This is a genomic window from Salinispirillum sp. LH 10-3-1, assembly GCF_030643825.1.
Taxonomy (GTDB): Bacteria; Pseudomonadota; Gammaproteobacteria; order Pseudomonadales; family Natronospirillaceae; genus Salinispirillum.
Genome location: NZ_CP101717.1, coordinates 3,000,641 through 3,027,558, shown reverse-complemented (window position 1 = coordinate 3,027,558; position 26,918 = coordinate 3,000,641). Strand labels below are relative to the sequence as shown.

Below are 26,918 nucleotides of genomic sequence, written 5' to 3'. Positions count from 1 at the left end.
CATCTGCCATACAGAGCTGCAAATCATGACAGACCTTATTTCACCTAAGGAGCGCGAACCCTTTGAATCGCTGCTTCCGGACGAAGCCACACGTGCCAAACGACGGTCGCGGCGCAAATTGCGCGACGGCATTTCACGCTGGGGCATTACTACGGCCGGGTTTGGCGTGGTGTTCTCGTTGGCGTTGATTTTCATTTACTTGTTTTACGAAGTAATGCCAATTTTTAAGGGTGCTTCTCTGGAAGAGCAAGTGCGTTTGCCGCTGCCTGCATTAGAGGAAGGGCAGCAAGTTGAACGATTGTGGCTAGAGCGCTATCAGGAATTAGGTCTTTACTACACCGACGACGCCAAGGTGCGCTTTTTCGAGGTAGACACGGGAACGGTACGCAATGAGTTCACTTTGAATGTACCGGACGGTGCAGAAGTGACGAGCTTTGCCAATGGCGAAGACATCGGTCGTTTCGTGGCCTACGGCCTGAGTGACGGGTCGGTTGTCTCAACGCGTCACGCGTATGATTTGAGTTTCCCGAACGACGTGCGTTATATCCAGCCGAAGCTGGAGTTTCCGTTTGGCACTGACCCCGTTGTTGTCGACCAGCAAGGGCGTGCCTTAACCGCTCTGGGTATGCAGGTTACGACGCGTGGTGCACCGACCATGGGTGTGGTTGGTTTTACCGAAGATCGGCGGTTGGTCATGGGTGTATTGACGGCTCGGGCGAACCTGATGACCGGCGAAACGACCATTCAGGCAAACCGCGGCACTCTGCCGGCGATTCCTGGTAATGCGTCTGTTACCAAAATCATGCTGGATAAAACGCTGCGAAACGTCTTTGTGATCGATGACCGCGGGCGCATCCACTATTACGATACAACGACGCCAGCCAATGCACGCCTGATTCAGACAATCGATGTCGGCGAGCCGATAACCGCTATCGACTTTCTGGTGGGTTCGGTTTCCATGATTATCGGTACGGAAAGCGGTTCCTTGTCGCAGTGGTTTCTCGTACGTGATGCGAACAACGAGTATACGTTGCAGCGTGTACGGGACTTCAAAGCACATCGGGCAGCCATTACCTCCATTGCACCGGAATACACGCGCAAAGGCTTCTTAGTCGGTGACGCATCGGGCGTGGTAGGCATTCACTACGGCACTTCAGCGCGCACCTTGCTGCAAAAACGGGTGAACGATGCGCCGGTGATCGGCGTTGCCGTGTCGCAAATTAACGAGCGCGCCCTGACGCTGACGGCGGATAATCAAGTCATCGCTTACGAGTTGTGGAATCGTCACCCGCAAATTTCTATGCGGGCACTATGGAACAAGGTGTGGTACGAAGGCCGCAGTGATCCAGAGTACATCTGGCAGTCTTCTTCCGCCTCGGATGAGTTCGAGTCTAAGTTCAGCTTGATACCTTTGTCCTTGGGTACGCTCAAGGCCGCGTTCTTCGCCATGATGTTCGCCATGCCCTTGGGCTTGTTAGGCGCTGTATATACCGCCTACTTCATGACGCCGAAACTGCGTGGCAAGGTGAAGCCCGTCATCGAGATCATGGAAGCATTGCCTACCGTTATCCTCGGCTTCTTGGCCGGCTTGTGGTTAGCCCCTTTTATGGAAAACCACTTACCAGCGGTGTTCAGTATCTTGATCGGCATGCCGTTGCTGATGATCGGTGTGGCAGCCTTGTGGAGATTCGTGCCGAAGGTCTTGAGTGGTCGTATCCCTCCTGGTTGGGAGGCGGTGATCCTGATCCCATTTATCCTGTTCTTCGGTTGGCTCTGCGTGACGATGAGTCCGATCGTGGAAATCGCCTTCTTCGACGGCAGTATGCGCCAGTGGTTTACCAATGTCGGCATTACCTACGACCAGCGTAACGCCATGGTTGTGGGTGTGGCTATGGGCTTCGCCGTCATTCCAACCATCTATTCCATTGCGGAAGACGCTGTTTTCAACGTACCAAAACATCTTACGCAAGGCTCGTTGGCTTTAGGTGCGACGTCATGGCAGACGGTGATGGGGGTGGTTATCCCCACGGCCAGCCCGGGCATCTTTTCGGCCATCATGATTGGCTTCGGACGTGCCATTGGTGAAACCATGATTGTATTGATGGCGACAGGCAACAGCCCCATCGTCAACTTCAATATCTTCGAGGGTATGCGCACCCTGTCGGCGAATATCGCTGTTGAACTGCCAGAAACTGCGGTCGGTGGTACGCACTTCCGAATCCTGTTCCTCGCAGCCTTGGTGCTCTTTATTGTCACCTTCATTTTCAACACCATCGCGGAAGTGGTGCGCCAGCGTCTGCGCCGCCGCTACAGTAGTCTTTAAGGGAGCGATATAGCAATGAGAGAATGGTTTCGTAGTGGCACTCCCTGGATCTGGTTAACCGGGGGTGCCTTGGCTCTGAGTCTCATCATGGTCGTCGGACTGTTGAGCTTGATCGCGGTGCGAGGGTTCGGTCACTTCTGGCCTGCTAAAGTTGCAGAGGCTGAGGTGGTCGACTTGGCTACCGGTGCGCGCTCCATGGTACTGGGTGAAATTACCCGTACCGAGACAGTGCCAGCGGCTGTGGCCCGTGAAGGGGGACAGATGGTCGCGGAACAACTGGACTTGGTGAACCGAGTACTGTTTAAGCGTGGTAATCGGGATCAGTTTGGCCAGGACTTTGTTTGGCATCTAGAGCCGAACCTGACAGAGCTGCGCTTTCCGCCCGAAGTACTGGCGATAGAGCGTCGTGAGTGGGGTAATTTTTATGGCTACCCAATAGCCATGGAATTTGACGGTGAGCGCATCGTGGCAGATGACCCGCGCTTCTATGACGCGGTTCAGGAGGCTACGGCAAGAAGCTTGGAGTTGCGCACAGAAATCCGCCGTATAGAACGCGGCGAAATCGGACGCATCAGTCGTGACATCGAGAACATTCGCCTTGAAGAGCGCAGTGTAGAGCTGCGTGGTGTATCCGGCATGGAGCTGGCGGTGGCGCAAGAGCGCTTTGCATCCGAAAGGGCACGCTTGGAGGAAGAGTTTCTGACCTTACGGAATCGGCTGGACGGCCTATACGCCAGCCAGCGGCGTGATAGCTTGCAGATGCGTATGTCGGATGATCGTGAGCTGACCATAGGGTTCAACAATGTGGTGCGCGTGACTCGCCCGAATGACATCACAGTATTCGCGAAAATCGTCGAGTATTTTGACCGCTTGTGGGAGTTCTTAACGGAAGATCCGCGTGAAGCCAACACCGAAGGGGGTATTTTCCCCGCGATCTTCGGAACCGTGACTATGGTACTTATCATGTCTGTCATGGTGACACCGTTTGGTGTACTCGCCGCGATCTATCTGCGTGAATACGCTAAGCAGGGCACAATCACCCGTATTGTTCGTGTTTCCGTCTATAACTTAGCCGGTGTGCCCTCTATCGTATTCGGGGTGTTTGGTTTGGGCTTTTTTGTCTACTTCTTGGGTGGCAACATTGACCAGATATTCTTCCCAGAAGCGCTGCCTGCGCCCACCTTTGGTACACCAGGTCTGTTCTGGGCGTCATTGACCTTGGCACTGCTGACACTGCCGGTGGTCATTGTATCGACTGAAGAAGGTTTGGCGCGCATACCGAGCACCATTCGTCAGGGTTCATTGGCGCTCGGTGCGACCAAGTCCGAAACCTTGTGGAAGGTGGTTGTGCCTCTGGCCACACCAGCCATGATGACGGGCCTGATTCTCGCCATTGCACGTGCGGCGGGTGAAGTTGCTCCATTGATGCTGGTGGGTGTGGTTAAGCTCGCGCCAACGCTGCCCATCGATGGCGAGTTCCCGTTCATTCACCTTGAGCGCAAGATCATGCACCTTGGCTTCCATATCTACGATGTCGGCTTCCAAAGCCCGAACGTAGAGGCCGCTAGACCGTTGGTTTACGCCACGGCATTGACGTTAGTTGCGCTGATTGTATTGCTTAACCTAACCGCCATCGCTATTCGTAACCGTTTGCGTGAGCGTTATCGCAGCGAAGGCGATTAAGGGCGATCCCGGGTAATTACCATGACTAAAGCCACCAATACATCGACACCAAAGAATTTGCGGGAAGAAGAGACTATGAATGACACAACCTCACAGAATGAAGCCGTAAGTGCCTTCGCGCGTGCGGAAGCCTTGGCGCAGAGCGAAAAGCCATTGAGCCTCGCTGACGAGAAAATCAAGTTAGAAGTGAAGGACCTGCGTTTGTTCTATGGCAAAGACCAAGCGCTGAATGGCATTAACCTGACCATTCCTGAGAAACGTGTCACGGCCTTCATCGGGCCGTCTGGTTGCGGTAAGTCCACGTTACTGCGCTGCTTCAACCGTATGAACGATCTCGTTGATATTTGCCGTATTGAGGGTGAGATCAACATGGACGGTGAGAACATCTATGCCCCCAAAGTTGATGTGGCTGAGCTGCGTCGTCAGGTTGGCATGGTGTTTCAGAAGCCGAACCCATTCCCGAAGACCATTTATGAAAACGTCGCCTATGGCTTGCGCCTGCAGGGCGTGAATGATCGCCGCACATTGGATGCTGTCGTTGAGCAATCTCTGCGTGGTGCAGCCTTGTGGAACGAAGTGAAGGATCGTCTGCACGACAATGCTTTTGGTTTGTCAGGTGGTCAGCAGCAACGTCTGGTGATCGCGCGCGCCATTGCGATTGAGCCAGAAGTCCTGTTGTTGGATGAGCCCGCATCGGCTTTGGACCCGATTTCGACTCTGAAAATCGAGGAGCTGATCAATGATTTGAAAGAGAAGTACACCATTGTGATCGTGACGCACAACATGCAACAGGCGGCGCGGGTGTCGGATTACACAGCGTTTATGTACATGGGTGATCTGATCGAGTTCGATGTCACCAACAACATGTTTACCAACCCACGTGAGAAGCAAACCAACGACTATATCACCGGTCGCTTTGGCTAAACTGAATACAGGCTGTGCATGGGGTCGCGCTACGGCCCTTAAACTAACCATCGGAGTTAACGGAGACAGCGATGGACGCAATGAACTTGAATACTCATATTTCCTCCCAGTTCAATGAAGAGCTTGAGCGCGTGCGCAATCAGGTGTTGGCGATGGGCGGCATGGTTGAGCAGCAGTTAGAAGATGCGCTGCGGGCCTCGGTAAAGTCGGACTCGGATCTGGCGCGCCGTGTACTGAGTTCGGATGTAAAGATCAACGAGCTGGAAATGCTGATCGACGCCGAGTGCACGCGCATAATCGCCAAACGTCAGCCGACTGCGGGCGACCTGCGCTTGATGCTGGTGGTCATGAAGGCGGTGTCTGACTTGGAGCGTATCGGTGACGAGGCTCAACGTATTGCTCGGGTAGCCTTGGAGTCCTACAACAACAGTCAGCAACAAGACTTGTTGGCGAGTGTAGATAACATGGGTCAGCATGTTCTGAGTGTGTTACATGACACCCTGGATGCCTTTGCCCGCATGGACATTGATGCTGCGTTGCGAGTGCACCAGGAAGACCGCAAAATCGACCGTGAATACGAAAATGTCATGCGCTTGTTGATGACGTACATGATGGAAGATGCGCGCTCTATACCTAAAATTCTCAACGTAATGTGGGCTGTACGCTCTCTGGAGCGTATCGGTGATCGCTGCCAGAACGTCCTTGAGTACGTGATGTACATGGTTAAGGGGAAGGATTTACGTCATACCGATCCTGAAACCATGGAAGAAGCTCTGCACGGGAAGAAAAAGTAACCTGCTGCATAGCCTGGCAATCGTGCGGGTTGTCAGGCTTTCCCTCCGCGTCCCCGTTGTAACGCCCGTGACATTCATATACGATCTTCCATATATACGATTACCCATATATGAAGATGACGACGACAACCTCTCCTAACGTTTTAGCGCCCGTGGCTCTGCATAGGTGCTTGTCCGACGAAACCCGATGGCAAGTGATGATGTTATTGCTGGATAGTGGTGAGCTGTGTGTTTGTGAGCTGATGAGCGCATTGAGCATCAGTCAGCCCAAACTATCACGGCACCTCGCCGTATTGCGACAGCAAGGACTGGTGGCCGATCGACGTCAAGGCCAGTGGGTATTCTATCGTTGTGCCGATGCCTTACCAGTTTGGGCGCAAGACGTGCTGCACGCCAGCCGGCGCGCCAGTGATAAGCGAATGGCAGAATTACACGCTCGCTTGGTGCCGATTGGCGGCACTGCATGTTGTTAAGTCAAAACGAACATCGACATTCTTTCTTTGGCGCAGAGGAAAAACTATGACCATCAAAATTGGAATTAATGGCTTTGGCCGTATGGGGCGGCTTGCCTTGCGTGCGGCGTGGGATTGGGCTGATGTGGAATTCGTACAGCTGAACGATCCCGCCGGTGATGCTGCAACGCTGGCGCACCTGCTGACTTTCGATTCTGTGCATGGCCGGTGGGCACATGAAGCTGTGGGTGAAAACGATCGCATCATCATTGATGGTCGTGAGCTGTCTTTGACGCGCCACAAGACCATTGCTGAGACTGATTGGTCCGCCTGTGATGTGGTGCTGGAGTGCTCCGGCGTGATGAAAAAGACCGCTCTGTTGCAGGCTTATCTCGACCAGGGCGTTAAGCGCGTGGTGGTCAGTGCGCCAGTGAAAGAACCGGGTGTACTTAACGTGGTGATGGGCGTTAATGATCACCTGTATAGCCCCGACGAGCACCGCATTGTGACAGCGGCTTCGTGCACCACCAATTGCTTGGCGCCAGTGGTTAAGGTAATTCATGAGCACATCGGCATCCGTCACGGTAGCATGACGACCATCCATAACATCACTAATACTCAGACGATCATTGACGCGCCGCATAAAGACTTACGCCGTGCGCGCTCGTGCGGCACGAGCTTAATTCCGACGACCACAGGCTCGGCCACCGCCATTACGGAAATCTTTCCGGAGCTCAAAGGACGTTTGAACGGCCATGCCGTGCGCGTACCCCTGACCAATGCATCCATTACCGATTGTGTGTTCGAGGTTAATAGAGCGACGTCCGCAGAAGAAGTGAATGCCTTGTTGAATTCCGCCGCCGAAGGCGAGCTGAAAGGCATCATGGGTTACGAAGAGCGGCCATTGGTGAGTATCGACTACAAAACCGACCCGCGCTCATCGATCATTGATGCCTTGTCGACCATGGTGATCAACGAAACCCAAGTTAAAATTTACGCGTGGTACGACAACGAGTGGGGTTACGCTAACCGGACGGCCGAGTTGGCGTTGAAGGTTGGCTTGTCCTAGTCATAGTACTCAAAGCTGCGCCTTGGTTCTGGTTGGCTTTTGCGGGGACGCCGTAAACCCTTCCATGGGGGCTCGTTGCTGCCGTCCTGGCAGCACACGCCCCGCCCAAGCCAACCAGAACCACAGCCCAGCGATAGAATACCGTCAATCTTGGCTCGACACGCCAACCTTGCCCTGTAGACATAGAGAACTGGAACTATGACCCCTGCCATTCGGCAATACGCCATCATTACGGGTAATTATTGGGCCTTTACGCTGACCGACGGCGCGCTGCGCATGTTGGTGGTGTTGCACTTCTATGCCTTGGGCTACAGTCCTCTCGCTATCGCCATGCTGTTTCTCTTTTATGAATTCTTCGGCATTGTTACCAACCTGATCGGTGGCTGGTTGGGCGCGCGCATTGGCTTAAACCGGACCATGCATATTGGGCTCGCATTACAGGTCGGCGCCTTGTTGATGTTGGCAGTGCCCAGTGAATGGTTGCTGGTGGCGTGGGTGATGGCCGCACAGGCGATCTCGGGTATCGCGAAAGACCTCAATAAAATGAGCGCAAAAAGCAGCATCAAGATGCTGGTGCCTAAAGACGCGCAAGGCAGTCTGTACAAATGGATCGCCATTTTGACTGGGTCCAAGAACACGCTAAAAGGTGTCGGCTTTTTCTTGGGAGCTGGTTTGCTGGCTTTGTTTGGTTTTCGTGGTGCTGTGTTGGGCATGGCAGCAGCCTTGGCGTTAGTGGCGGTGGCCAGCCTCTTTCTGCTGCAAGCTGACTTGGGTAAGGCTAAGGGCAAGCCCAAGTTCACTGAAATATTATCCAAAGACGAGCGCGTTAATCGGCTGTCGGCGGCGCGGGTATTCTTATTTGGTGCGCGTGATATTTGGTTTGTGGTGGCGTTGCCGGTGTATATGTCGGCGCAATTGGGTTGGGCATCTTGGTGGGTTGGTGCCTTTATGGCCTGTTGGGTTATTGGCTATGGTGTGGTGCAGGGTTTTGCACCGCGCATTACTGGTGTGGGTCAAGCGGGGAGTGTGCCCGACGGCCGGGTCGCTATGTTGTGGGGTGGGGCGTTGGCCTTTGTACCCCTGGCGCTGGCGTTAAGTCTCCAAATCAGTGCATCAGTTGCCATCGGCTTGGTGGTGGGTTTGATGGTGTTCGGTGCCTTGTTTGCGGTGAATTCCTCCTTGCACAGTTACTTGATCGTTGCCTACGCCAAAGAAGACGGCGTTTCCATGGATGTCGGCTTCTATTATATGGCAAATGCAGCGGGTCGCTTATTGGGCACGGTGTTGTCCGGCTGGGTCTACCAGGTCTGGGGGCTGAGCGCCTGCTTGTGGATATCGGCCTCAATGATCTTCTTGGCTGCTTTTATCGCACGGACGCTGCCGCGCCCTTAAGACTTGATAGCTCTAGGGCGTCCTTGGTCGGGTTCGGCAGGCCGCACGGCCTTCTTCATAATAATTTCACATTAAGCGTTGACACCCTCGGGAATCTCTCTATAATTCGCGCTCCCTGACACGGCCACTGGCTCTTAAGGGCGTTAGATTGAAGGTTTGAAGTTGTTTGGCAAGGGTTCGCTAAGTGACTGAAAACAAAGAAAAAACTTCAAAATAATGATTGACACGGATGAGCGGCGCTGTATAATGCGCGCCACTGAAACGAAGAAGCCAAGCGCACTTCGAAGCTCTTTAAAAAATCAAACAAGTAATTCGTGTGGGCACTTGTTGTTGTGAGTTAGCGAGTCTAACAAATATCAGCAAGTGACTGTGAATTCATACATGTGTTCAGTTTACTGGATACACGGTGGATTCCGATTAATTGCTGAGCTAAGTTTGGGTTGTCATTTATGACGACCAACTGATTTAAAACTGAAGAGTTTGATCATGGCTCAGATTGAACGCTGGCGGCAGGCCTAACACATGCAAGTCGAGCGGTAGCACAGAGAGCTTGCTCTTGGGTGACGAGCGGCGGACGGGTGAGTAACGCGTAGAAATCTGCCTGGTAGTTGGGGATAGCCCGGAGAAATCCGGATTAATACCGAATGTGCTCTTAGGAGGAAAGCGGGGGATCTTCGGACCTCGCGCTACCAGATGAGTCTGCGTAGGATTAGCTAGTTGGTGGGGTAAAGGCTCACCAAGGCGACGATCCTTAGCTGGTCTGAGAGGATGATCAGCCACACTGGGACTGAGACACGGCCCAGACTCCTACGGGAGGCAGCAGTGGGGAATATTGGACAATGGGGGCAACCCTGATCCAGCCATGCCGCGTGTGTGAAGAAGGCCTTCGGGTTGTAAAGCACTTTCAGTGGTGAGGAAGGGTGTTGTGTTAATAGCGCAATACATTGACGTTAGCCACAGAAGAAGCACCGGCTAACTCCGTGCCAGCAGCCGCGGTAATACGGAGGGTGCAAGCGTTAATCGGAATTACTGGGCGTAAAGCGCGCGTAGGCGGTTTGTTAAGTGAGATGTGAAAGCCCCGGGCTCAACCTGGGAATTGCATCTTATACTGGCAGGCTAGAGTATGGTAGAGGTGGGTAGAATTCCTGGTGTAGCGGTGAAATGCGTAGAGATCAGGAGGAATACCGGTGGCGAAGGCGGCCCACTGGACCAATACTGACGCTGAGGTGCGAAAGCGTGGGGAGCAAACAGGATTAGATACCCTGGTAGTCCACGCCGTAAACGATGTCAACTAGCCGTTGGGGAGTTTAATCTCTTTAGTGGCGCAGCTAACGCACTAAGTTGACCGCCTGGGGAGTACGGCCGCAAGGTTAAAACTCAAATGAATTGACGGGGGCCCGCACAAGCGGTGGAGCATGTGGTTTAATTCGACGCAACGCGAAGAACCTTACCTACTCTTGAAATCCAGAGAATTTAGCAGAGATGCTTTAGTGCCTTCGGGAACTCTGAGACAGGTGCTGCATGGCTGTCGTCAGCTCGTGTTGTGAAATGTTGGGTTAAGTCCCGTAACGAGCGCAACCCTTATCCTTATTTGCCAGCGGGTCATGCCGGGAACTCTAAGGAGACTGCCGGTGACAAACCGGAGGAAGGCGGGGACGACGTCAAGTCATCATGGCCCTTACGAGTAGGGCTACACACGTGCTACAATGGGGCGTACAGACGGTTGCGAAGCAGCGATGTGAAGCCAACCCGACAAAGCGTCTCGTAGTCCGGATCGCAGTCTGCAACTCGACTGCGTGAAGTCGGAATCGCTAGTAATCGTGAATCAGCATGTCACGGTGAATACGTTCCCGGGCCTTGTACACACCGCCCGTCACACCATGGGAGTTGATTGCACCAGAAGTAGGTAGCTTAACCTTCGGGGGAGCGCTTACCACGGTGTGGTTAATGACTGGGGTGAAGTCGTAACAAGGTAGCCGTAGGGGAACCTGCGGCTGGATCACCTCCTTAAACGACAGACAAGCGCTCGCATCGATGAGTGCTCACACGAATTACTTGTTAGTGGCCTGGTCGCCTGACCGTTCCTTCGGAACACATCAGGGATCATTTGGCTGCTCGGTACATTGCCTGCTGGTTCAGGCAATCCGTTCTTTAACAATCTGGATATGCGAATAACACATTGCATGAGTTTAATGATTCAAGCGCCGGTGTGTTGATGATAGAGACGCGTAAGCGTCGTCTAGCATCACTTGTTGTATGTTGTTGCAAGCAATTGCGATCAATTGTGTAGGTGCGTGCATACCCTGAGGAGGGTGTGTACAGACTAGAAACCTTAGGGTTATATGGTCAAGCATTTAAGCGTACAGGGTGGATGCCTAGGCAACTGGAGGCGATGAAAGACGTGGTAGCCTGCGAAAAGACTGGGGGAGGTGGCAAACGACCTATGATCCCGGTATGTCTGAATGGGGAAACCCACTGCATTCGTGCAGTATCTCTTAGGAGAGGCGAACGCGGGGAACTGAAACATCTAAGTACCCGTAGGAAAAGAAATCAAACGAGATTCCCAGAGTAGCGGCGAGCGAAATGGGAACAGCCCTTAAGCTCAGTGGACGTTAGTGGAAGGTTCTGGAAAGTACCGCCATAGTGGGTGATAGCCCCGTACACGAAAACCAAACTGAGTGAAAACGAGTAGGTCGGGACACGTGATATCTTGACTGAACATGGGGGGACCATCCTCCAAGGCTAAATACTCCCAGTTGACCGATAGTGAACCAGTACCGTGAGGGAAAGGCGAAAAGAACCCCTGTGAGGGGAGTGAAATAGATCCTGAAACCCTGTACGTACAAGCAGTGGAAGCCTTCTTAGGAGGGTGACTGCGTACCTTTTGTATAATGGGTCAGCGACTTACATTCAGTAGCGAGGTTAACCGAATAGGGGAGCCGTAGAGAAATCGAGTCTTAATAGGGCGATGAGTTGCTGGGTGTAGACCCGAAACCGAGTGATCTATCCATGGGCAGGTTGAAGGTTGAGTAACATCAACTGGAGGACCGAACTCACTCACGTTGAAAAGTTAGGAGATGACCTGTGGATAGGAGTGAAAGGCTAATCAAACTCGGAGATAGCTGGTTCTCCCCGAAAGCTATTTAGGTAGCGCCTCGGACGAATACCACTGGGGGTAGAGCACTGTTTCGGCTAGGGGGTCATCCCGACTTACCAACCCGATGCAAACTCCGAATACCAGTGAGTACTATCCGGGAGACACACGGCGGGTGCTAACGTCCGTCGTGGAAAGGGAAACAACCCAGACCGCCAGCTAAGGTCCCAAAATTCCAGTTAAGTGGGAAACGATGTGGGAAGGCTCAGACAGCTAGGAGGTTGGCTTAGAAGCAGCCACCCTTTAAAGAAAGCGTAATAGCTCACTAGTCGAGTCGGCCTGCGCGGAAGATATAACGGGGCTCAAACTGGATACCGAAGCTGCGGCAGCGTACTTTGTACGCTGGGTAGGGGAGCGTTCTGTAAGCCGTTGAAGGTGTATCGAGAGGTATGCTGGAGGTATCAGAAGTGCGAATGCTGACATGAGTAACGACAAAACGGGTGAAAAACCCGTTCGCCGGAAGACCAAGGGTTCCTGTTCAACGTTAATCGGAGCAGGGTGAGTCGGTCCCTAAGGCGAGGCTGAAGAGCGTAGTCGATGGGAAACAGGTTAATATTCCTGTACCGATGTGTATTGCGATGGGAGGACGGAGAAGGCTAGGCCAGCCTGGCGATGGTTGTCCAGGTTTAAGGGTGTAGGCAGAGATCTTAGGTAAATCCGGGATCTTAATGCTGAGACCTGATGACGGTGACGCTACGGCGTCCGAAGTGGTTGATGCCATGCTTCCAGGAAAAGTCTCTAAGCTTCAGATACACATTGACCGTACCCCAAACCGACACAGGTGGTCAGGTAGAGAATACCAAGGCGCTTGAGAGAACTCGGGTGAAGGAACTAGGCAAAATGGTACCGTAACTTCGGGAGAAGGTACGCCGCATTAGGGTGATGGGACTTGCTCCCTAAGCCTGAAGCGGTCGAAGATACCAGGTGGCTGCGACTGTTTATTAAAAACACAGCACTCTGCAAACTCGAAAGAGGACGTATAGGGTGTGACGCCTGCCCGGTGCCGGAAGGTTAATTGATGGGGTTAGCTTCGGCGAAGCTCTTGATCGAAGCCCCGGTAAACGGCGGCCGTAACTATAACGGTCCTAAGGTAGCGAAATTCCTTGTCGGGTAAGTTCCGACCTGCACGAATGGCGTAACGATGGCCACGCTGTCTCCACCCGAGACTCAGTGAAATTGAACTCGCTGTTAAGATGCAGTGTATCCGCGGCTAGACGGAAAGACCCCGTGAACCTTTACTATAGCTTCACACTGGACTTTGATATGACTTGTGTAGGATAGCTGGGAGACTTTGAAGCGTGAACGCCAGTTTGCGTGGAGTCGACCTTGAAATACCAGCCTGGTCATCTTGAGGTTCTAACTCAGGCGTAACAGCGTCGAGGACAGTGTGTGGTGGGTAGTTTGACTGGGGCGGTCTCCTCCCAAAGAGTAACGGAGGAGCACGAAGGTTGGCTAAGCATGGTCGGAAATCATGCGGTTAGTGTAATGGCACAAGCCAGCTTGACTGCGAGACAGACAAGTCGAGCAGGTACGAAAGTAGGTCATAGTGATCCGGTGGTTCTGTATGGAAGGGCCATCGCTCAACGGATAAAAGGTACTCCGGGGATAACAGGCTGATACCGCCCAAGAGTTCACATCGACGGCGGTGTTTGGCACCTCGATGTCGGCTCATCACATCCTGGGGCTGAAGCCGGTCCCAAGGGTATGGCTGTTCGCCATTTAAAGTGGTACGCGAGCTGGGTTTAGAACGTCGTGAGACAGTTCGGTCCCTATCTGCCGTGGACGTATGAGACTTGAGAAGAGCTGCTCCTAGTACGAGAGGACCGGAGTGGACGAACCTCTGGTGTTCCGGTTGTCACGCCAGTGGCATTGCCGGGTAGCTAAGTTCGGACAGGATAACCGCTGAAAGCATCTAAGCGGGAAGCCCCCTTCAAGATGAGGTCTCACTGGACGCAAGTCCCTAAAGGGCCCTGGAAGACTACCAGGTTGATAGGTTGGGTGTGTAAGCGTTGTAAGGCGTTGAGCTAACCAATACTAATTGCCCGTGAGGCTTGACCATATAACGCCTAAGGCGTTTGGGCCTACACAGTGTTGAGAAACAGATACAAGAAGGTCGGTACGACGCAGTACCGCAGACCGGTGCTTGAATGATTGAATTCATGCAAAGATCGAGCGATTGAAAGATCGAGTGATCAAAAACGTGTTAATCGCATATTCAGAACGCATGATTGCGGATAAGGATTAATTAAATTAATTAAATTAATTAAAACCTTATCGGTGACGGCAAACGAACAGAGAGCGTGTGGGTAGCGTAACGACGCACCGGCACCACTCGACCAGTTTGCTTGACGATCATAGAGCCTTGGAACCACCTGATCCCATCCCGAACTCAGCAGTGAAACGAGGTATCGCCGATGGTAGTGTGGGGTCTCCCCATGTGAGAGTAGGTCATCGTCAAGCTCTTAAATAGAACCAAAAAACCCGGCCTAGTGCCGGGTTTTTTGGTTTTGGGGTTCCACCCGTAGGGCGGTGTGTTTACACCCGCCACTGGTAGCCTCATACTCGATCTCTCCTAGGGTTACCCCCCCCAAGACCTTGCAGAACAACGCCTTTTGCGCTATTCATGGTGCTTATTCCCAAGCAAAGGAGCGCGTCATGTCTCGCCAATTATTCGGAGCCCTGCTATTAGGTCTGGGCGGTTTGTTTTTGTTGAATGCACTAGAGGTGATTAACGTCTGGAGCCTAGTCAAGCATTGGGGGCCAGTTCTGGTAATCGTCGTCGGCATTATCAGCCTAATGAATAATCCCAAAGCCTTTATATTCCCCGCAGCGATCATAGCTTTTGGTTTCCTGCTCCTGCTGAGCTCTTTAGGCTGGGTACAGGTCAGCATCGGCAGTTTGATTCTACCCTTGCTGTTTATCGGCTTTGGCTTGTCGCTACTATTAAAGCGTTCGGGCTTCAAGGCGAATAAGGTAGCGCAAGACGAACTGAATACCGTGGCCGTTTTCTCTGGCGTTGAGCTGAATAACGTCGCCAAGAATTTCAAGGGTGGCACCGTATCGGCGGTATTCGGTGGCGCAGAAATTGACCTAAGAAAAAGTAAACTAGAGGGCGAGGCGACCATCGAGCTGTTTGTCGCCTTCGGCGGCGTGGAGCTCAAGGTGCCACAAGAGTGGTCGGTGCATGTGTCTGGCATCCCATTATTCGGCGGGCTAGAGGACAAGACATCGAAGCCTGAGTTAGATGATGCGCCGCGACTGAATATCAAGGGAACTTGTGTATTCGGCGGGATTGAGATTGGGAATTAACGGGCGCAGTTGAAAATAGGATAAGATGCGAACCTTATTTATAGCAGTTTCGTGTCGTACCCATGGACAAAATCAATCAGTATGAAGTTATCCTCCGGGCGCTGCAGAGCGCCCGCTATGTTTCGGGCAGTGCACTGGCCGAAAGCCTTGCAGTGTCGCGCACTGTGGTGAATCGACGGCTCCACGAGTTGGGTGATATGGGTCTGCGAATTCACGCGGTGACGGGAAAGGGCTACCACCTAGACACACAGGCAAGCTTACTTCAGCAGGACGATATAGTTCTGCCCGCCTCATTTCAATTTGTTCGTCACCTCATAACCGGCTCGACCAACGACGATGTGTTGAGTATGGCCCGAGTGTCTTCCCGTCCATTGGTAGTGACTACCGAATACCAAAGCACAGGCAAGGGGCGCCGAGGTCGACAATGGAATAATGCCTTCGGCCAGGATTTGGCGGTCAGCATCGGCTTTCCTATCGCTGGCGTAGAAGGGCTTAAGCCATACAGTGTCATCGCCGGTGTAGCAGTGGCAAAGGCTCTCAGTGCGCTGCCATGGCTGCCGCGCGTTGGAGTGAAGTGGCCCAACGACCTATACATCGACAATGCCAAACTGGGCGGCATACTGACGGAATTGCATACCTTGCCGCAAGGTCAGGCATACGTCGTCATAGGTCTTGGATTAAACGTGAATCGGCGTGATTTCGAAGGCATTGACCAGCAAGCTACTTCCTTGTGTATGGTGCGAGGGAATAGTGTCGACAGGACAGCAGTGCTTCAAACCATACTGGATGCGATTACTGGGTTGGTCGAAACGGGGTTTGACGCTGATTGGCAAGCGGCGTGGCAGACGCACGACGTGCTGTTTGGGAAAAATATTTCGGTGCTGACTGGTAATAATACGCTACAGGGTACGGCTGAGGGCGTGGCATTAGATGGCAGTCTTATGGTGCGCAGTGCGGCCGGATTGATTGCAGTAAATGGAGGTGAGGTGAGTGTTCGAGCGCGCTGAGCGTATGCTGATCGATGTTGGCAATAGTTTTGTCCATTGGCAATGCGGCTCTGCGCGTGGTCAGTTCTCGTCTAAGCTTGCCTCATTTGTCATGCCTGACGAGTTCCTCCGCGCCTTACGGGCGAGTAAATGCGTGTTGGTGGTCAGTGTCGGTCATGCGGCTGTCGTGGCGCAATTGCGCGCGGCAGGGGCCGATATAGAGTGGCATTCCGCGGGCACCTTTCCTAGTTCTTTATTAACGAGCGACTATGATACGGCCGCACTGGGCTATGATCGCTGGATGGCATTGCTGGGTTGGTTGTCGCTGGCACGAATGAACCCGTCGGTGATGGTGATTGATGCGGGTACGGCCGTGACCATCGACTTCCTTGACGGCACTCATCATCAGGGTGGTTGGATACTGCCAGGTTATCGGACCTGGTTTGATAGTCTCTTAGGTAATACGCAAATGCGGTTTACGCAGCCTGAACAGCCGCAATTGCAGAGCGGTAAACAAACCGCTGAGGCTGTTGCTAACGCTTGGTTGGAGAGTATTGTAGGAATTGTCGAACGTTACCGGAATCAGCGTACGGATCTTGCTATTGTGGTGACTGGTGGCGATGCGACGCGCTTGATCAGTGCGCTGCCAGGCGCGCAAGTAGTCGCGGATTTGGTGTTCAATGGGTTGCATTTTTGGTACGAGCAAACAGGAATGAATAAAACATGCGGTGGATAGCGATTACGTTATTGGGCTTTAATCTGCTGTTGGCGGCTTGGTACCTTTTTGTGCCGCGTGACCAAATAGGTGCAGTGGTATCATCGAGTGCTCCTGCTTTGGCTCACAATAATATTAAGTTGGCAGAGAGCATCGCCTCTACCAACTTGGCCGTGCCGCGTGGGGGCGCTAGCTCGCCCGAGCAGCAATGTGCTTTTATTGGTCGCTTTGCTGCGCGTCAAGACGCGGTTGGAGTACGCGATCGTCTCGCCGGACTTGAAATAACAACGACAGTCGTTGAAGCGGCGGTCCCTGATGCGCCTCTTTGGTGGGTTTATATTCCTCCGTTTTCAACGACGGCAGAAGCCGAGCGCGGCTTGAGGGTCTTGGCGCAGGCAAATGTCGAAAGCTTTTTGGTGTCCGAAGGAGAATTCCGTAATGCCATTTCGTTGGGCTACTTCCGTAGTCGGGATAACGCCCAGGGCCTGCGTGATCGCTTAGCAGCGGAAGGCCAAAATGCCATGCTGCGAGAGATACAGCGGACGACAGCGACTTGGTGGATACAAGCAGCGCCAGAGCAGGCTGGGCTGGTCAGCGAGAACACTGTTCGTACCGTCGCGGCGAGCTTGCCGGACATTGTATTGCGTCAAGCGGACTGTGGTTGGTTGCAAAATTCCTGACAGCTGGTACTATGGCGGCCGGTTTGACGTAGCACGGCATAGCAGCATCTTGGTGCAACAGCCTAAGTAGTTGTTAAGAAAGAAATTTTTCTTGACAGGTCAGGGCACTATGTGGAAAATTCGCAACCGTTCGGAGGGGTTCCCGAGTGGCTAAAGGGAGCAGACTGTAAATCTGCCGCGCAAGCTTCGGTGGTTCGAATCCGCCCCCCTCCACCAATTTTCCATGCTCGCGGGTATGGTACAATGGTAGCACCTCAGCCTTCCAAGCTGATGATGCGGGTTCGATTCCCGCTACCCGCTCCAAATAGTTATGCTTGCGTAGCTCAGTGGTAGAGCACTCCATTGGTAATGGAGAGGTCACGCGTTCAAATCGCGTCGTGAGCACCAGTTTAAACGACAGGCATTTGGCCTGTCTTTTATTATGTAGGCTAGAAAATACATTAAGAGAGGCAGGTTTTATGTCAAAGGCAACCTTTGAGCGTAGCAAGCCCCACCTGAACGTGGGCACCATCGGTCACGTTGACCACGGTAAAACCACCCTGACAGCCGCGTTGACGCGCGTTTGTTTTGACGTTTGGGGTACAGGTGAGCAGCGTGCATTCGATCAAATCGACAACGCACCTGAAGAGCGCGCTCGTGGTATCACGATCGCTACTTCACACGTTGAGTATGATTCACCAGCACGTCACTACGCCCACGTAGACTGCCCAGGCCACGCTGACTATGTTAAAAACATGATCACCGGTGCGGCTCAGATGGACGGCGCTATCTTGGTTTGTTCAGCAGCTGACGGCCCAATGCCTCAGACGCGTGAGCACATCCTGTTGTCTCGTCAGGTAGGTGTACCGTACATCGTTGTATTCATGAACAAAGCGGACATGGTAGACGACGCTGAGTTGTTGGAGCTGGTAGAAATGGAAATCCGTGACTTGCTGTCACAGTACGATTTCCCAGGCGACGACACGCCGATCATCATCGGTTCTGCGCTGATGGCGCTGGAAGGTCGTGATGACAACGAAATGGGTACTACAGCGGTTAAGAAGCTGGTAGAGACTCTGGACGAGTACATTCCTGAGCCAGAGCGTGCTATCGACCAGCCGTTCCTGATGCCTGTGGAAGACGTTTTCTCAATCGCGGGTCGTGGTACGGTAGTAACTGGCCGTATCGAGCGCGGTATTGTTAAGACTGGCGACGAAGTGGAAATCGTTGGTATCCGTGATACCACTAAGACCATCGTAACCGGTGTAGAAATGTTCCGTAAGCTGCTCGACGAAGGTCGTGCCGGTGAGAACGTAGGTGCTTTGTTGCGTGGTACTAAGCGTGACGACGTAGAGCGTGGTCAGGTATTGGCTAAGCCAGGTACTATTACTCCGCACACCAAGTTCGAAGCGGAAGTATACGTGTTGAGCAAAGAAGAAGGTGGTCGTCACACGCCATTCTTCAAAGGCTACCGCCCACAGTTCTATTTCCGTACCACTGACGTGACCGGAAGCTGTGAGCTGCCAGAAGGCGTTGAGATGGTTATGCCTGGTGATAACATCAAGATGGAAGTCACTCTGATCGCGCCGATCGCGATGGAAGACAACCTGCGTTTCGCCATTCGTGAAGGTGGCCGTACCGTTGGTGCGGGCGTTGTAGCGAAAATTATCGAGTAATCCTTCCTTACCATTTGCAAAATCGATCGGGTCGGGGTACTATCCGCCGCCCGATCGAGTGGTGCAGGCCAGTGGCTCAATTGGTAGAGCATCGGTCTCCAAAACCGAGGGTTGGGGGTTCGAGTCCCTCCTGGCCTGCCATTTTTTGCACCATTTTTATCTCAAGGAATCAACATGGCTACTCAGGCTGCGAACAAAGGCGGAGCTTTAGATGCCCTAAAGTGGCTTGTCGTCATTGCGCTTCTCGTGATCGCGGTGCTCGGCAACGGCTACTTTACTGACGTCGGATTGCTGTATCGCGCCATTGGTGTGATTGCGGTCGTTCTGGTGGCGGCGGTTGTGGCAATGACAACGCTGCGCGGGCGAAAGTTTAATCAGTTCAGAAAAGAAGCCTGGACTGAATTGCGTAAGGTAATCTGGCCGAATCGTAATGAAACAACACAGACCACGCTGTTGGTGTTGGTGGTTGTTTTGCTGGTTGCCTTGATGCTTTGGTTATTTGATATGCTGATCAGTTATTTGATCGGCTTGTTTATCGGTTAAGAAAGGAAGGCGTTGATGCGTTGGTACGTGGTACATGCCTATTCAGGCTACGAAAAACGTGTGGCTAGCACGCTCCAGGAGCGTGTGGAGTTGCATGGTATGCAGGACGCCTTTGGTGAAATTCTCGTGCCGACGGAAAGTGTCGTTGAAGTTAAAGACGGCAAGAAACGCAAGAGCGAGCGTAAGTTTTATCCGGGTTATGTGCTCGTAGAAATGGATATGAACGAAGCCAGCTGGCACCTAGTAAAGGGTACGCCACGTGTTTTGGGCTTCATCGGCGGTACATCAGACAAGCCAGCGCCACTCACGTCACGTGAGGCGGATGCTATCCTGCAGCGCGTGAAAGACGGCGCTGAAAAGCCGACCCAGAAGACGGTGTACGAGCCGGGTCAGGCAATACGTGTTATCGACGGTCCGTTTGCCGACTTCAATGGCACGGTTGAGAAAGTGAACTATGAGAAGAGTCGCCTGCATGTGTCGGTCACGATCTTTGGTCGCTCCACGCCGGTAGAACTCGAGTTTACGCAAGTCGAAAAAGTTTAATGAGTACCTGCTAGTCCTTGGCTAGCGGGTATTAGTTGTTAAATGGGGAGCCGAAAGGCGTTTGCACCCTTGAGAGGAAGTTATGGCTAAGAAGATTAATGCTTATATTAAGCTGCAAGTGGCCGCCGGTAAGGCGAACCCGTCTCCACCAGTTGGTCCTGCATTGGGTCAGCACGGTGTGAACATCATGGAATTCTGTAAGGCGTTCAACGCTGAAACTCAGAGCATGGAACCCGGCTTGCCGATCCCTGTTGTGATCACAGTATACAGCGACCGCAGCTTCACATTCATCACCAAGACCCCTCCAGCGTCTGTTTTGCTGAAAAAAGCAGCCGGCCTGAAGAGCGGTTCTGCTCGTCCTAATACTGACAAGGTGGCTACGCTGTCACGTGCTCAGTTGGAAGAGATTGCCACGACCAAAGAGCCTGATTTAACGGCAGGTAGCATGGATGCCGCAGTGCGCACCATCGCTGGTACGGCACGTAGCATGGGTATCAATGTGGAGGGTGTTGAATAATGGCTAAGTTAACTAAGCGCGCTCGCCTGATTGCTGAGAAAGTTGATTCAATGAAAGCGTACCCTGTTGAAGAAGCAGTGGCGTTGTTGAAAGAACTGTCTACCGTAAAATTTGCTGAGTCTGTTGATATCTCCATCAACCTGGGTGTTGATGCGCGTAAATCAGATCAGAACGTACGTGGCGCCACTGTGTTGCCGCACGGCACTGGTAAAGATGTACGTATCGCCGTATTTGCGCAGGGCGCTGCAGCTGAAGCTGCTAAGGCAGCCGGTGCAGACGCTGTTGGTATGGAAGATTTGGCTGAAACGATGAAAGGCGGCGACCTGGACTTTGGTGTGGTTATTGCCGCGCCGGACGCTATGCGTGTCGTTGGTCAGCTGGGTCAAGTCTTGGGTCCACGTGGCCTGATGCCAAACCCTAAAGTAGGTACAGTAACGCCTGACGTTGCTACCGCTGTTAAGAATGCTAAAGCCGGTCAGGCGCGTTTCCGTACTGACAAGAACGGTATCATCCACGCCAGTATTGGTAAGGTTGCATTCGAGCCAAACGCTATTAAAGAAAATGCCGAAGCACTGATTGCTGAGCTTAAGAAATTGAAGCCAGCCAATGCGAAAGGCGTTTATCTGAAGAAGATCACTCTGTCCTCTACCATGGGTCCTGGTGTCACCGTGGATCAGAGTTCACTGGTCGTTTAAAACGAACTTTGGGGCTCGGACTGAACCTTGAGTTCAGTCGGGGCTGTCAAAGACCGTAGGTGGCAATGCTTAGGCAAAACCTTAATTTCCTACGCAGACGGTGAAGCCCACTCATTTTTTGAGCTGGTTACTGGCCGTTAAACGCTAACTCGGTCCTCGGATCGAATAATGGGAGAAGTAACGTGGCACTTAGACTCGAAGACAAGAAAGTTGTTGTCGCCGAAGTTAATAAGGTAGCTGCCATTGCTCACTCACTCGTGGTCGCCGATGCGCGCGGTGTGTCTGTTTCAGACATGACCAAGTTGCGTGCTGAAGCACGGGCGAACAATGTGTACATGCGCGTAACGCGCAACACCTTGGCTCGTCGTGCTGTTGCTGGCACAGAGTTTGAGAGCGCAACCGACTCCTTCACCGGACCTACTCTGTTGGCTTTCTCAATGGAAGATCCTGGTGCGGCGGCTCGCCTGTTCAAAGATTTCGCGAAAGCGAATGACAAATTTGAAGTCAGAGCGTTGTCGGTTGGTGGTGAGTTACTGGGTGCTGATCAAATTGACCGTTTGGCAAATCTGCCTACGCGCGACCAAGCGCTGGGCATGTTGGCCAATGTCATGCTGGCACCAATTACCAAACTGGTACGCACTTTCAACGAGGTACCTACCAAGGTTACTCGCGTTGTCAATGCTGTTGCAGAACAGAAGAAAGCAGCCTGATTTTACTTGCTGCTTGAATAGACTTATTGGAGATTTTTGAAATGGCTTTGTCTAAAGACGATATCTTGAATGCAATTGCTGACATGTCTGTAATGGACGTTGTTGCTCTTGTTGAAGCAATGGAAGAGAAGTTCGGCGTTTCTGCTCAAGCTGCTGTAGCGGTTGCTGCTGCTCCTGCTGCTGGCGCTGCTGCCGCTGAAGAGCAAACAGAATTCGACGTAGTTCTGGCTTCTGCTGGTGAGAAGAAAGTAAACGTAATCAAAGTGGTTCGTGAAATCACTGGCGAAGGCCTGAAAGAAGCTAAAGCTATGGTAGATGGCGCTCCTGCTACTATCAAAGAAGGTGTTTCTAAAGCCGACGCAGACGCTCTGAAAGCGAAGCTGGAAGAAGCTGGCGCGACTGTAGAGCTGAAGTAATCATTCCCCTGAACAGGAATGATCAGAACGCACTGGCTGGCGTCGTTTCGACGCCAGCCTTTTTGCCGTTCTGGGATAAACGCTTTTTCCTTCATTTTGAAGGCCGGACGCAAGTCCCAACGAACCGTCCACTAATGTGAGCTGGGGAACGCTAAATGGCTTACTCTTATACCGAGAAAAAACGTATTCGTAAGGATTTTGGAAAAATTCCACCCGTGATGGAATTGCCTTATCTGCTTGCGATTCAGATGGACTCTTACCGCAAATTCTTGCAGTCCGATCCCGAGGCCGAAGGCGCTCAGGAAATTGGTTTGCATGCGGCATTTCAGTCCATTTTTCCTATCACCAGTTATTCCGGTAACGCATCACTCGAATACGTAAGCTACCGGCTCGGCGAGCCAGCATTCGATGTAAAAGAATGCCAGTTGCGCGGTGTTACCTATTCAGCTCCGCTGCGGGTCAAGGTTCGTCTGGTCATTTATGACAAAGAATCTTCATCCAAAGCCATTAAAGATATTAAAGAACAAGAAGTCTACATGGGTGAAATTCCCCTGATGACTGAAAACGGTACCTTTGTTGTTAACGGTACTGAGCGCGTTATCGTGTCCCAGTTGCACCGTTCACCGGGCGTATTTTTTGACCACGATCGCGGTAAAACTCACTCATCCGGTAAGCTGTTGTTCTCTGCTCGGGTGATCCCATATCGTGGCTCTTGGCTAGACTTTGAGTTCGATCCTAAGGACAACGTGTTTGTCCGTATCGACCGTCGCCGTAAGTTGCCGGCAACCATCTTGTTGCGCGCATTGGGTTATGAAAACCAGCAAATGCTGGACATGTTCTTTGATACCGTCGAGTTTCGCAAAGGCGACGCCCTGTATCAGATGACGTTCAACGCAGATCAGTTGAAAGGCGAGAACGCCAGCTTCGACATCATCGACAATGACGGCAATGTCATCATTGAAGCCGGTCGTCGTATCACTGCGCGTCACGTGCGTCAAATTGAAAAAGCCGGTATCAAGCAGATCAACGTGCCAGACGAATACATCGTGGGCAAGACGTTGGCCAAAGACTTTGTTGATACCAAAACAGGTGAGATCATTGCCGCGTGCAACACCGAAATTACCGCAGATCTGTTGCAGAAGCTGCGTGAGTCCGGTGCTGAGCAAATTCATGTGTTGTACACGAACGAGCTGGATTGTGGCCCGTATGTGTCTGAAACACTGCGCATAGATCCTTCTTCTACACGCCTCGAAGCGTTGGTAGAAATCTACCGCATGATGCGCCCCGGCGAGCCACCAACGAAAGAATCAGCAGAAGCGTTGTTTGAAAACCTCTTCTTCGCTTCTGAGCGTTATGATTTAAGTAAAGTAGGCCGCATGAAGTTTAACCGTCGACTGGGTCGTGAAGACGACGAAGGCGGCGGTATCCTGAGTAAAGAAGATATTACGGCAGTACTGAAAACGCTGATTGATATCCGTAACGGCCAAGGCGAAGTGGACGACATCGACCACTTGGGTAACCGTCGTGTGCGTTCGGTTGGCGAGATGGCCGAAAACCAATTCCGTGTTGGTTTGGTGCGTGTGGAACGTGCAGTTCGTGAGCGCTTGTCGCTGGCGGAAAGCGAAGGCCTGATGCCACAAGACTTGATCAACGCGAAGCCGGTTGCGGCTGCCGTTAAAGAGTTCTTTGGATCGAGCCAGCTGTCGCAGTTTATGGACCAAAACAACCCATTGTCAGAAGTGACGCACAAGCGTCGTGTTTCTGCGTTGGGGCCGGGCGGTTTGACGCGTGAGCGTGCAGGTTTTGAAGTACGTGACGTACACCAAACGCATTACGGACGTGTATGTCCTATCGAAACGCCGGAAGGTCCAAACATCGGTTTGATCAATTCGTTGGCAACCTATGCGCGTACCAACCATTACGGCTTCCTTGAAACAGCTTATCGGGTAGTGAAAAACGGTGTTGCGACGCCGGAAATCGTCTATCTGTCCGCTATTGATGAAGGTAAGCACGTGATCGCCCAGGCCAATGTGCCGATGGACGACAAGCAGAAGATTCAAGGTGAATTCGTACAGGTTCGTCACAAGGGTGAATTCACTCTGGCGCCGGTCGATTCCGTTGACTTGATGGACGTATCACCGCGTCAGGTGGTGTCTGTTGCTGCAGCCTTGATTCCATTCTTGGAGCACGATGACGCCAACCGGGCCTTGATGGGTTCGAACATGCAACGTCAGGCCGTACCTACTTTGCGGGCGCAAAAGCCTGTAGTGGGTACCGGTATCGAGCGAACTGTAGCCCGTGACTCCGGCGTCTGTGCCGTAGCCCGTCGTGGTGGTGTGATTGAAACCGTAGACGCGACCCGTGTCGTTGTACGTGTTAACGACAGCGAAGTAGAAGGCGCGGAAGCCGGTGTGGATATCTACAACCTCACCAAATACACGCGTTCTAACCAAAACACGTGCATCAACCAACGCCCGATCGTGAATCAGGGTGATCAGGTTGAGCGTGGAGACATTTTGGCCGATGGTCCATCGACCGATCTGGGTGAACTGGCGTTGGGTCAGAACATGCGCATCGCGTTCATGCCTTGGAACGGTTACAACTTCGAAGACTCGATTCTGATTTCAGAGCGTGTTGTGAAGGAAGACCGCCTGACTACGGTGCACATTCAGGAATTGACCTGTATTGCGCGTGACACCAAGTTAGGGCCTGAAGAAATTACCGGCGACATCCCGAACGTGGGTGAGTCTGCGCTGAGTAAGTTGGACGAAAGCGGTATCGTATACGTCGGGGCTGAAGTAGGTCCTGGTGACATTCTGGTGGGTAAGGTAACGCCGAAAAGCGAAACTCAACTGACTCCAGAAGAGAAGCTGTTGCGCGCCATTTTCGGTGAGAAAGCGTCCGATGTTAAAGACACTTCTCAGCGTGTTAAAGGCGGCATGCGCGGTACGGTCGTTGACGTTCAGGTATTCACACGTGACGGCGTAGAAAAAGACGCCCGTGCGAAGGCCATTGAAAAGCAGCAGCTGGACGAGTTCCGTAAGGACTTGAAAGCCGAGTACAAGATTATTGAACAAGCAACCTTTGAGCGTCTGGCTAACGTGCTGGAAGGCGCAACGGTTAATGGCGGTGCTGGTATTGCTAAAGGCACCAAGCTGACCAAAGAAGCATTGGCAGAATTGCCACACGCTGACTGGTTTACTCTGCGTCTGGCAGAAGAAGCGAAAGCTGAAGCCCTGGAGAACGCCGAGCAGCAGCTGAAGGAAACCAAAGAAGATCAAGAGCGTCGCTTTGAAATCAAGCGCCGTAAAGTGACTTCTGGCGATGATTTGGCACCGGGTGTGTTGAAAATCGTTAAGGTTTATCTTGCCGTTAAGCGTCGCATTCAGCCCGGTGACAAGATGGCTGGTCGTCACGGTAACAAAGGTGTTATCTCTAACATCGTGCCGATTGAAGACATGCCATACGACGAAAAAGGTAACCCGGTTGATCTGGTACTGAACCCATTGGGTGTACCGTCGCGGATGAACGTTGGTCAGATCCTTGAGACGCACCTGGGTGCAGCCGCAATGGGTATTGGCGAGCGCATCAACGACATGTTGCGTGAGCAGCGTGCGGTGAGCGAAGTACGTCAGTATCTGGATCGAATCTACAACACCGTAGGCGAGACCTACCGTCACGAAAACATCGATGAATTAACCGATGGCGAAGTGATGGAATTGGCCGGTAACCTGCGCGGCGGACTGCCGGTCAGTACGCCTGTCTTTGACGGTGCTAAAGAGCACGAAGTGAAAGCACTTCTTGAGTTGGCTGAATTGCCAAGCTCTGGTCAGATTCAGCTGTGGGATGGTCGTACTGGTGAGCCGTTTGAACGTGAAACGACGGTTGGCTACATGTACATGTTGAAGTTGAACCACTTGGTTGACGACAAGATGCACGCCCGCTCGACTGGTTCGTACAGTCTGGTCACGCAGCAGCCGCTGGGTGGTAAGGCACAGTTCGGTGGTCAGCGTTTCGGGGAAATGGAAGTGTGGGCGCTGGAAGCTTATGGCGCCGCCCATACCCTGCAAGAAATGCTCACCGTTAAGTCGGATGACGTGAACGGCCGGACGAAGATGTACAAAAACATCGTCGACGGTGATCACCGGATGGAGCCAGGCATGCCTGAGTCTTTCAACGTACTGATCAAAGAAATCCGTTCACTGGGTATCGATATCGAGCTGGAGCACGACTGATAGCGCAAGCTATCCGGAAGTCCCCACGGATGGGGTCGGACCAAACGCTGTGGCGTTAGGCAACAACATGTAATTCGGGCGTCGCGCGACGACGCCCTGATCATTAACTAGCTCTGAGGCAGT

At 52.6% G+C, this 26,918-nt stretch carries 19 protein-coding genes, 4 tRNA genes and 3 rRNA genes; all 26 read left to right on the top strand.

Annotation, left to right across the window (positions count from 1 at the left end):
- Positions 1-25 precede the first annotated feature (25 nt).
- The 26 genes from NFC81_RS13995 to rpoB all read left to right on the top strand — a co-directional run bounded on the left by NFC81_RS13995 (position 26) and on the right by rpoB (position 26,795).
- Entirely contained in the window at positions 26-2,323 is a 2,298-nt protein-coding gene (locus NFC81_RS13995) for an ABC transporter permease subunit (RefSeq protein WP_304995092.1), read from the top strand.
- 15 nt (positions 2,324-2,338) lie between these two features.
- Positions 2,339-4,006 (top strand): phosphate ABC transporter permease PstA, encoded by a 1,668-nt coding sequence (gene pstA / locus NFC81_RS13990; RefSeq protein WP_304995091.1) that lies wholly within the window; start codon positions 2,339-2,341, stop codon positions 4,004-4,006.
- 75 nt (positions 4,007-4,081) lie between these two features.
- Complete coding sequence (gene pstB / locus NFC81_RS13985) at positions 4,082-4,930, top strand: phosphate ABC transporter ATP-binding protein PstB (RefSeq protein WP_304995090.1); 849 nt, start codon at positions 4,082-4,084, stop codon at positions 4,928-4,930.
- 71 nt (positions 4,931-5,001) lie between these two features.
- Positions 5,002-5,724, top strand: coding sequence for a phosphate signaling complex protein PhoU (gene phoU, locus NFC81_RS13980; RefSeq protein ID WP_304995089.1), 723 nt, complete (start codon positions 5,002-5,004; stop codon positions 5,722-5,724).
- 110 nt (positions 5,725-5,834) lie between these two features.
- The gene (locus tag NFC81_RS13975; RefSeq protein WP_370529871.1) at positions 5,835-6,197 is read left to right on the top strand and encodes a metalloregulator ArsR/SmtB family transcription factor; all 363 of its coding nucleotides are present in this window, start codon (positions 5,835-5,837) and stop codon (positions 6,195-6,197) included.
- A gap of 46 nt (positions 6,198-6,243) precedes the next feature.
- Positions 6,244-7,245, top strand: a complete 1,002-nt coding sequence (locus tag NFC81_RS13970) for an ArsJ-associated glyceraldehyde-3-phosphate dehydrogenase (RefSeq protein ID WP_304995088.1) — start codon at positions 6,244-6,246, stop codon at positions 7,243-7,245.
- A gap of 198 nt (positions 7,246-7,443) precedes the next feature.
- Positions 7,444-8,637 carry an organoarsenical effux MFS transporter ArsJ gene (gene arsJ / locus NFC81_RS13965; RefSeq protein ID WP_304995087.1) on the top strand — a complete coding sequence of 398 codons (1,194 nt, stop codon included), beginning with the start codon at positions 7,444-7,446 and terminating at the stop codon, positions 8,635-8,637.
- A 468-nt stretch (positions 8,638-9,105) separates the two neighbouring features.
- Positions 9,106-10,647 (top strand): 16S ribosomal RNA (locus tag NFC81_RS13960).
- Positions 10,648-10,981: 334 nt separating this feature from the next.
- Positions 10,982-13,850 (top strand): 23S ribosomal RNA (locus NFC81_RS13955).
- 285 nt (positions 13,851-14,135) lie between these two features.
- A 5S ribosomal RNA gene (gene rrf, locus NFC81_RS13950) occupies positions 14,136-14,251 on the top strand.
- The 16S, 23S and 5S rRNA genes sit together here, the layout of an rRNA operon.
- Positions 14,252-14,446: 195 nt before the next feature.
- Positions 14,447-15,100 carry a LiaF domain-containing protein gene (locus NFC81_RS13945; RefSeq protein ID WP_304995086.1) on the top strand — a complete coding sequence of 218 codons (654 nt, stop codon included), beginning with the start codon at positions 14,447-14,449 and terminating at the stop codon, positions 15,098-15,100.
- 62 nt (positions 15,101-15,162) lie between these two features.
- Positions 15,163-16,107 (top strand): biotin--[acetyl-CoA-carboxylase] ligase, encoded by a 945-nt coding sequence (locus NFC81_RS13940; protein ID WP_304995085.1) that lies wholly within the window; start codon positions 15,163-15,165, stop codon positions 16,105-16,107.
- On the top strand, positions 16,091-16,822 hold the full coding sequence (locus NFC81_RS13935; RefSeq protein ID WP_304995084.1) for a type III pantothenate kinase: 732 nt from the start codon (positions 16,091-16,093) through the stop codon (positions 16,820-16,822). Before NFC81_RS13940 ends, NFC81_RS13935 begins: the two co-directional genes overlap by 17 nt.
- Positions 16,810-17,481, top strand: a complete 672-nt coding sequence (locus tag NFC81_RS13930) for an SPOR domain-containing protein (protein WP_304995083.1) — start codon at positions 16,810-16,812, stop codon at positions 17,479-17,481. The genes NFC81_RS13935 and NFC81_RS13930 overlap by 13 nt, the downstream gene beginning before the upstream one ends.
- Positions 17,482-17,613: 132 nt before the next feature.
- A tRNA-Tyr gene (locus NFC81_RS13925) sits at positions 17,614-17,697 on the top strand.
- A 13-nt stretch (positions 17,698-17,710) separates the two neighbouring features.
- Positions 17,711-17,784, top strand: a tRNA-Gly gene (locus tag NFC81_RS13920).
- Positions 17,785-17,793: 9 nt separating this feature from the next.
- Positions 17,794-17,868, top strand: a tRNA-Thr gene (locus NFC81_RS13915).
- Positions 17,869-17,939: 71 nt separating this feature from the next.
- Positions 17,940-19,136 carry an elongation factor Tu gene (tuf, locus tag NFC81_RS13910; protein ID WP_304995071.1) on the top strand — a complete coding sequence of 399 codons (1,197 nt, stop codon included), beginning with the start codon at positions 17,940-17,942 and terminating at the stop codon, positions 19,134-19,136.
- Between the two features lie 65 nt (positions 19,137-19,201).
- A tRNA-Trp gene (locus NFC81_RS13905) sits at positions 19,202-19,277 on the top strand.
- Between the two features lie 33 nt (positions 19,278-19,310).
- A complete protein-coding gene (gene secE / locus NFC81_RS13900; RefSeq protein ID WP_304995082.1) occupies positions 19,311-19,679 on the top strand; it encodes a preprotein translocase subunit SecE in 369 nt (122 codons plus the stop codon).
- 15 nt (positions 19,680-19,694) lie between these two features.
- On the top strand, positions 19,695-20,222 hold the full coding sequence (gene nusG / locus NFC81_RS13895; protein ID WP_304995081.1) for a transcription termination/antitermination protein NusG: 528 nt from the start codon (positions 19,695-19,697) through the stop codon (positions 20,220-20,222).
- A gap of 82 nt (positions 20,223-20,304) precedes the next feature.
- Positions 20,305-20,739 (top strand): 50S ribosomal protein L11, encoded by a 435-nt coding sequence (rplK, locus tag NFC81_RS13890; RefSeq protein WP_304995080.1) that lies wholly within the window; start codon positions 20,305-20,307, stop codon positions 20,737-20,739.
- Positions 20,739-21,434: a 50S ribosomal protein L1 gene (rplA, locus tag NFC81_RS13885; RefSeq protein ID WP_304995079.1), complete on the top strand. Its 696-nt coding sequence runs from the start codon at positions 20,739-20,741 to the stop codon at positions 21,432-21,434. The genes rplK and rplA overlap by 1 nt, the downstream gene beginning before the upstream one ends.
- Positions 21,435-21,616: 182 nt before the next feature.
- A complete protein-coding gene (gene rplJ / locus NFC81_RS13880; protein WP_304995078.1) occupies positions 21,617-22,144 on the top strand; it encodes a 50S ribosomal protein L10 in 528 nt (175 codons plus the stop codon).
- Positions 22,145-22,185: 41 nt separating this feature from the next.
- Positions 22,186-22,560 carry a 50S ribosomal protein L7/L12 gene (gene rplL, locus NFC81_RS13875; protein ID WP_304995077.1) on the top strand — a complete coding sequence of 125 codons (375 nt, stop codon included), beginning with the start codon at positions 22,186-22,188 and terminating at the stop codon, positions 22,558-22,560.
- Between the two features lie 155 nt (positions 22,561-22,715).
- The gene (gene rpoB, locus NFC81_RS13870; RefSeq protein WP_304995076.1) at positions 22,716-26,795 is read left to right on the top strand and encodes a DNA-directed RNA polymerase subunit beta; all 4,080 of its coding nucleotides are present in this window, start codon (positions 22,716-22,718) and stop codon (positions 26,793-26,795) included.
- Positions 26,796-26,918 lie beyond the last annotated feature (123 nt).

What these genes read in the sequence shown, in the direction of transcription:
- NFC81_RS13970 (WP_304995088.1), top strand. Translation starts at nt 6,244, where the DNA reads ATGACCATCAAAATTGGAATTAATGGCTTTGGCCGTATGGGGCGGCTT.
- rplA (WP_304995079.1), top strand. Translation starts at nt 20,739, where the DNA reads ATGGCTAAGTTAACTAAGCGCGCTCGCCTGATTGCTGAGAAAGTTGAT.
- rplK (WP_304995080.1), top strand. Translation starts at nt 20,305, where the DNA reads ATGGCTAAGAAGATTAATGCTTATATTAAGCTGCAAGTGGCCGCCGGT.
- NFC81_RS13945 (WP_304995086.1), top strand. Translation starts at nt 14,447, where the DNA reads ATGTCTCGCCAATTATTCGGAGCCCTGCTATTAGGTCTGGGCGGTTTG.
- NFC81_RS13940 (WP_304995085.1), top strand. Translation starts at nt 15,163, where the DNA reads ATGGACAAAATCAATCAGTATGAAGTTATCCTCCGGGCGCTGCAGAGC.
- rplL (WP_304995077.1), top strand. Translation starts at nt 22,186, where the DNA reads ATGGCTTTGTCTAAAGACGATATCTTGAATGCAATTGCTGACATGTCT.
- NFC81_RS13975 (WP_370529871.1), top strand. Translation starts at nt 5,835, where the DNA reads ATGAAGATGACGACGACAACCTCTCCTAACGTTTTAGCGCCCGTGGCT.
- arsJ (WP_304995087.1), top strand. Translation starts at nt 7,444, where the DNA reads ATGACCCCTGCCATTCGGCAATACGCCATCATTACGGGTAATTATTGG.
- NFC81_RS13930 (WP_304995083.1), top strand. Translation starts at nt 16,810, where the DNA reads ATGCGGTGGATAGCGATTACGTTATTGGGCTTTAATCTGCTGTTGGCG.
- nusG (WP_304995081.1), top strand. Translation starts at nt 19,695, where the DNA reads ATGCGTTGGTACGTGGTACATGCCTATTCAGGCTACGAAAAACGTGTG.
- tuf (WP_304995071.1), top strand. Translation starts at nt 17,940, where the DNA reads ATGTCAAAGGCAACCTTTGAGCGTAGCAAGCCCCACCTGAACGTGGGC.
- NFC81_RS13995 (WP_304995092.1), top strand. Translation starts at nt 26, where the DNA reads ATGACAGACCTTATTTCACCTAAGGAGCGCGAACCCTTTGAATCGCTG.
- rpoB (WP_304995076.1), top strand. Translation starts at nt 22,716, where the DNA reads ATGGCTTACTCTTATACCGAGAAAAAACGTATTCGTAAGGATTTTGGA.
- phoU (WP_304995089.1), top strand. Translation starts at nt 5,002, where the DNA reads ATGGACGCAATGAACTTGAATACTCATATTTCCTCCCAGTTCAATGAA.
- pstA (WP_304995091.1), top strand. Translation starts at nt 2,339, where the DNA reads ATGAGAGAATGGTTTCGTAGTGGCACTCCCTGGATCTGGTTAACCGGG.
- pstB (WP_304995090.1), top strand. Translation starts at nt 4,082, where the DNA reads ATGAATGACACAACCTCACAGAATGAAGCCGTAAGTGCCTTCGCGCGT.
- secE (WP_304995082.1), top strand. Translation starts at nt 19,311, where the DNA reads ATGGCTACTCAGGCTGCGAACAAAGGCGGAGCTTTAGATGCCCTAAAG.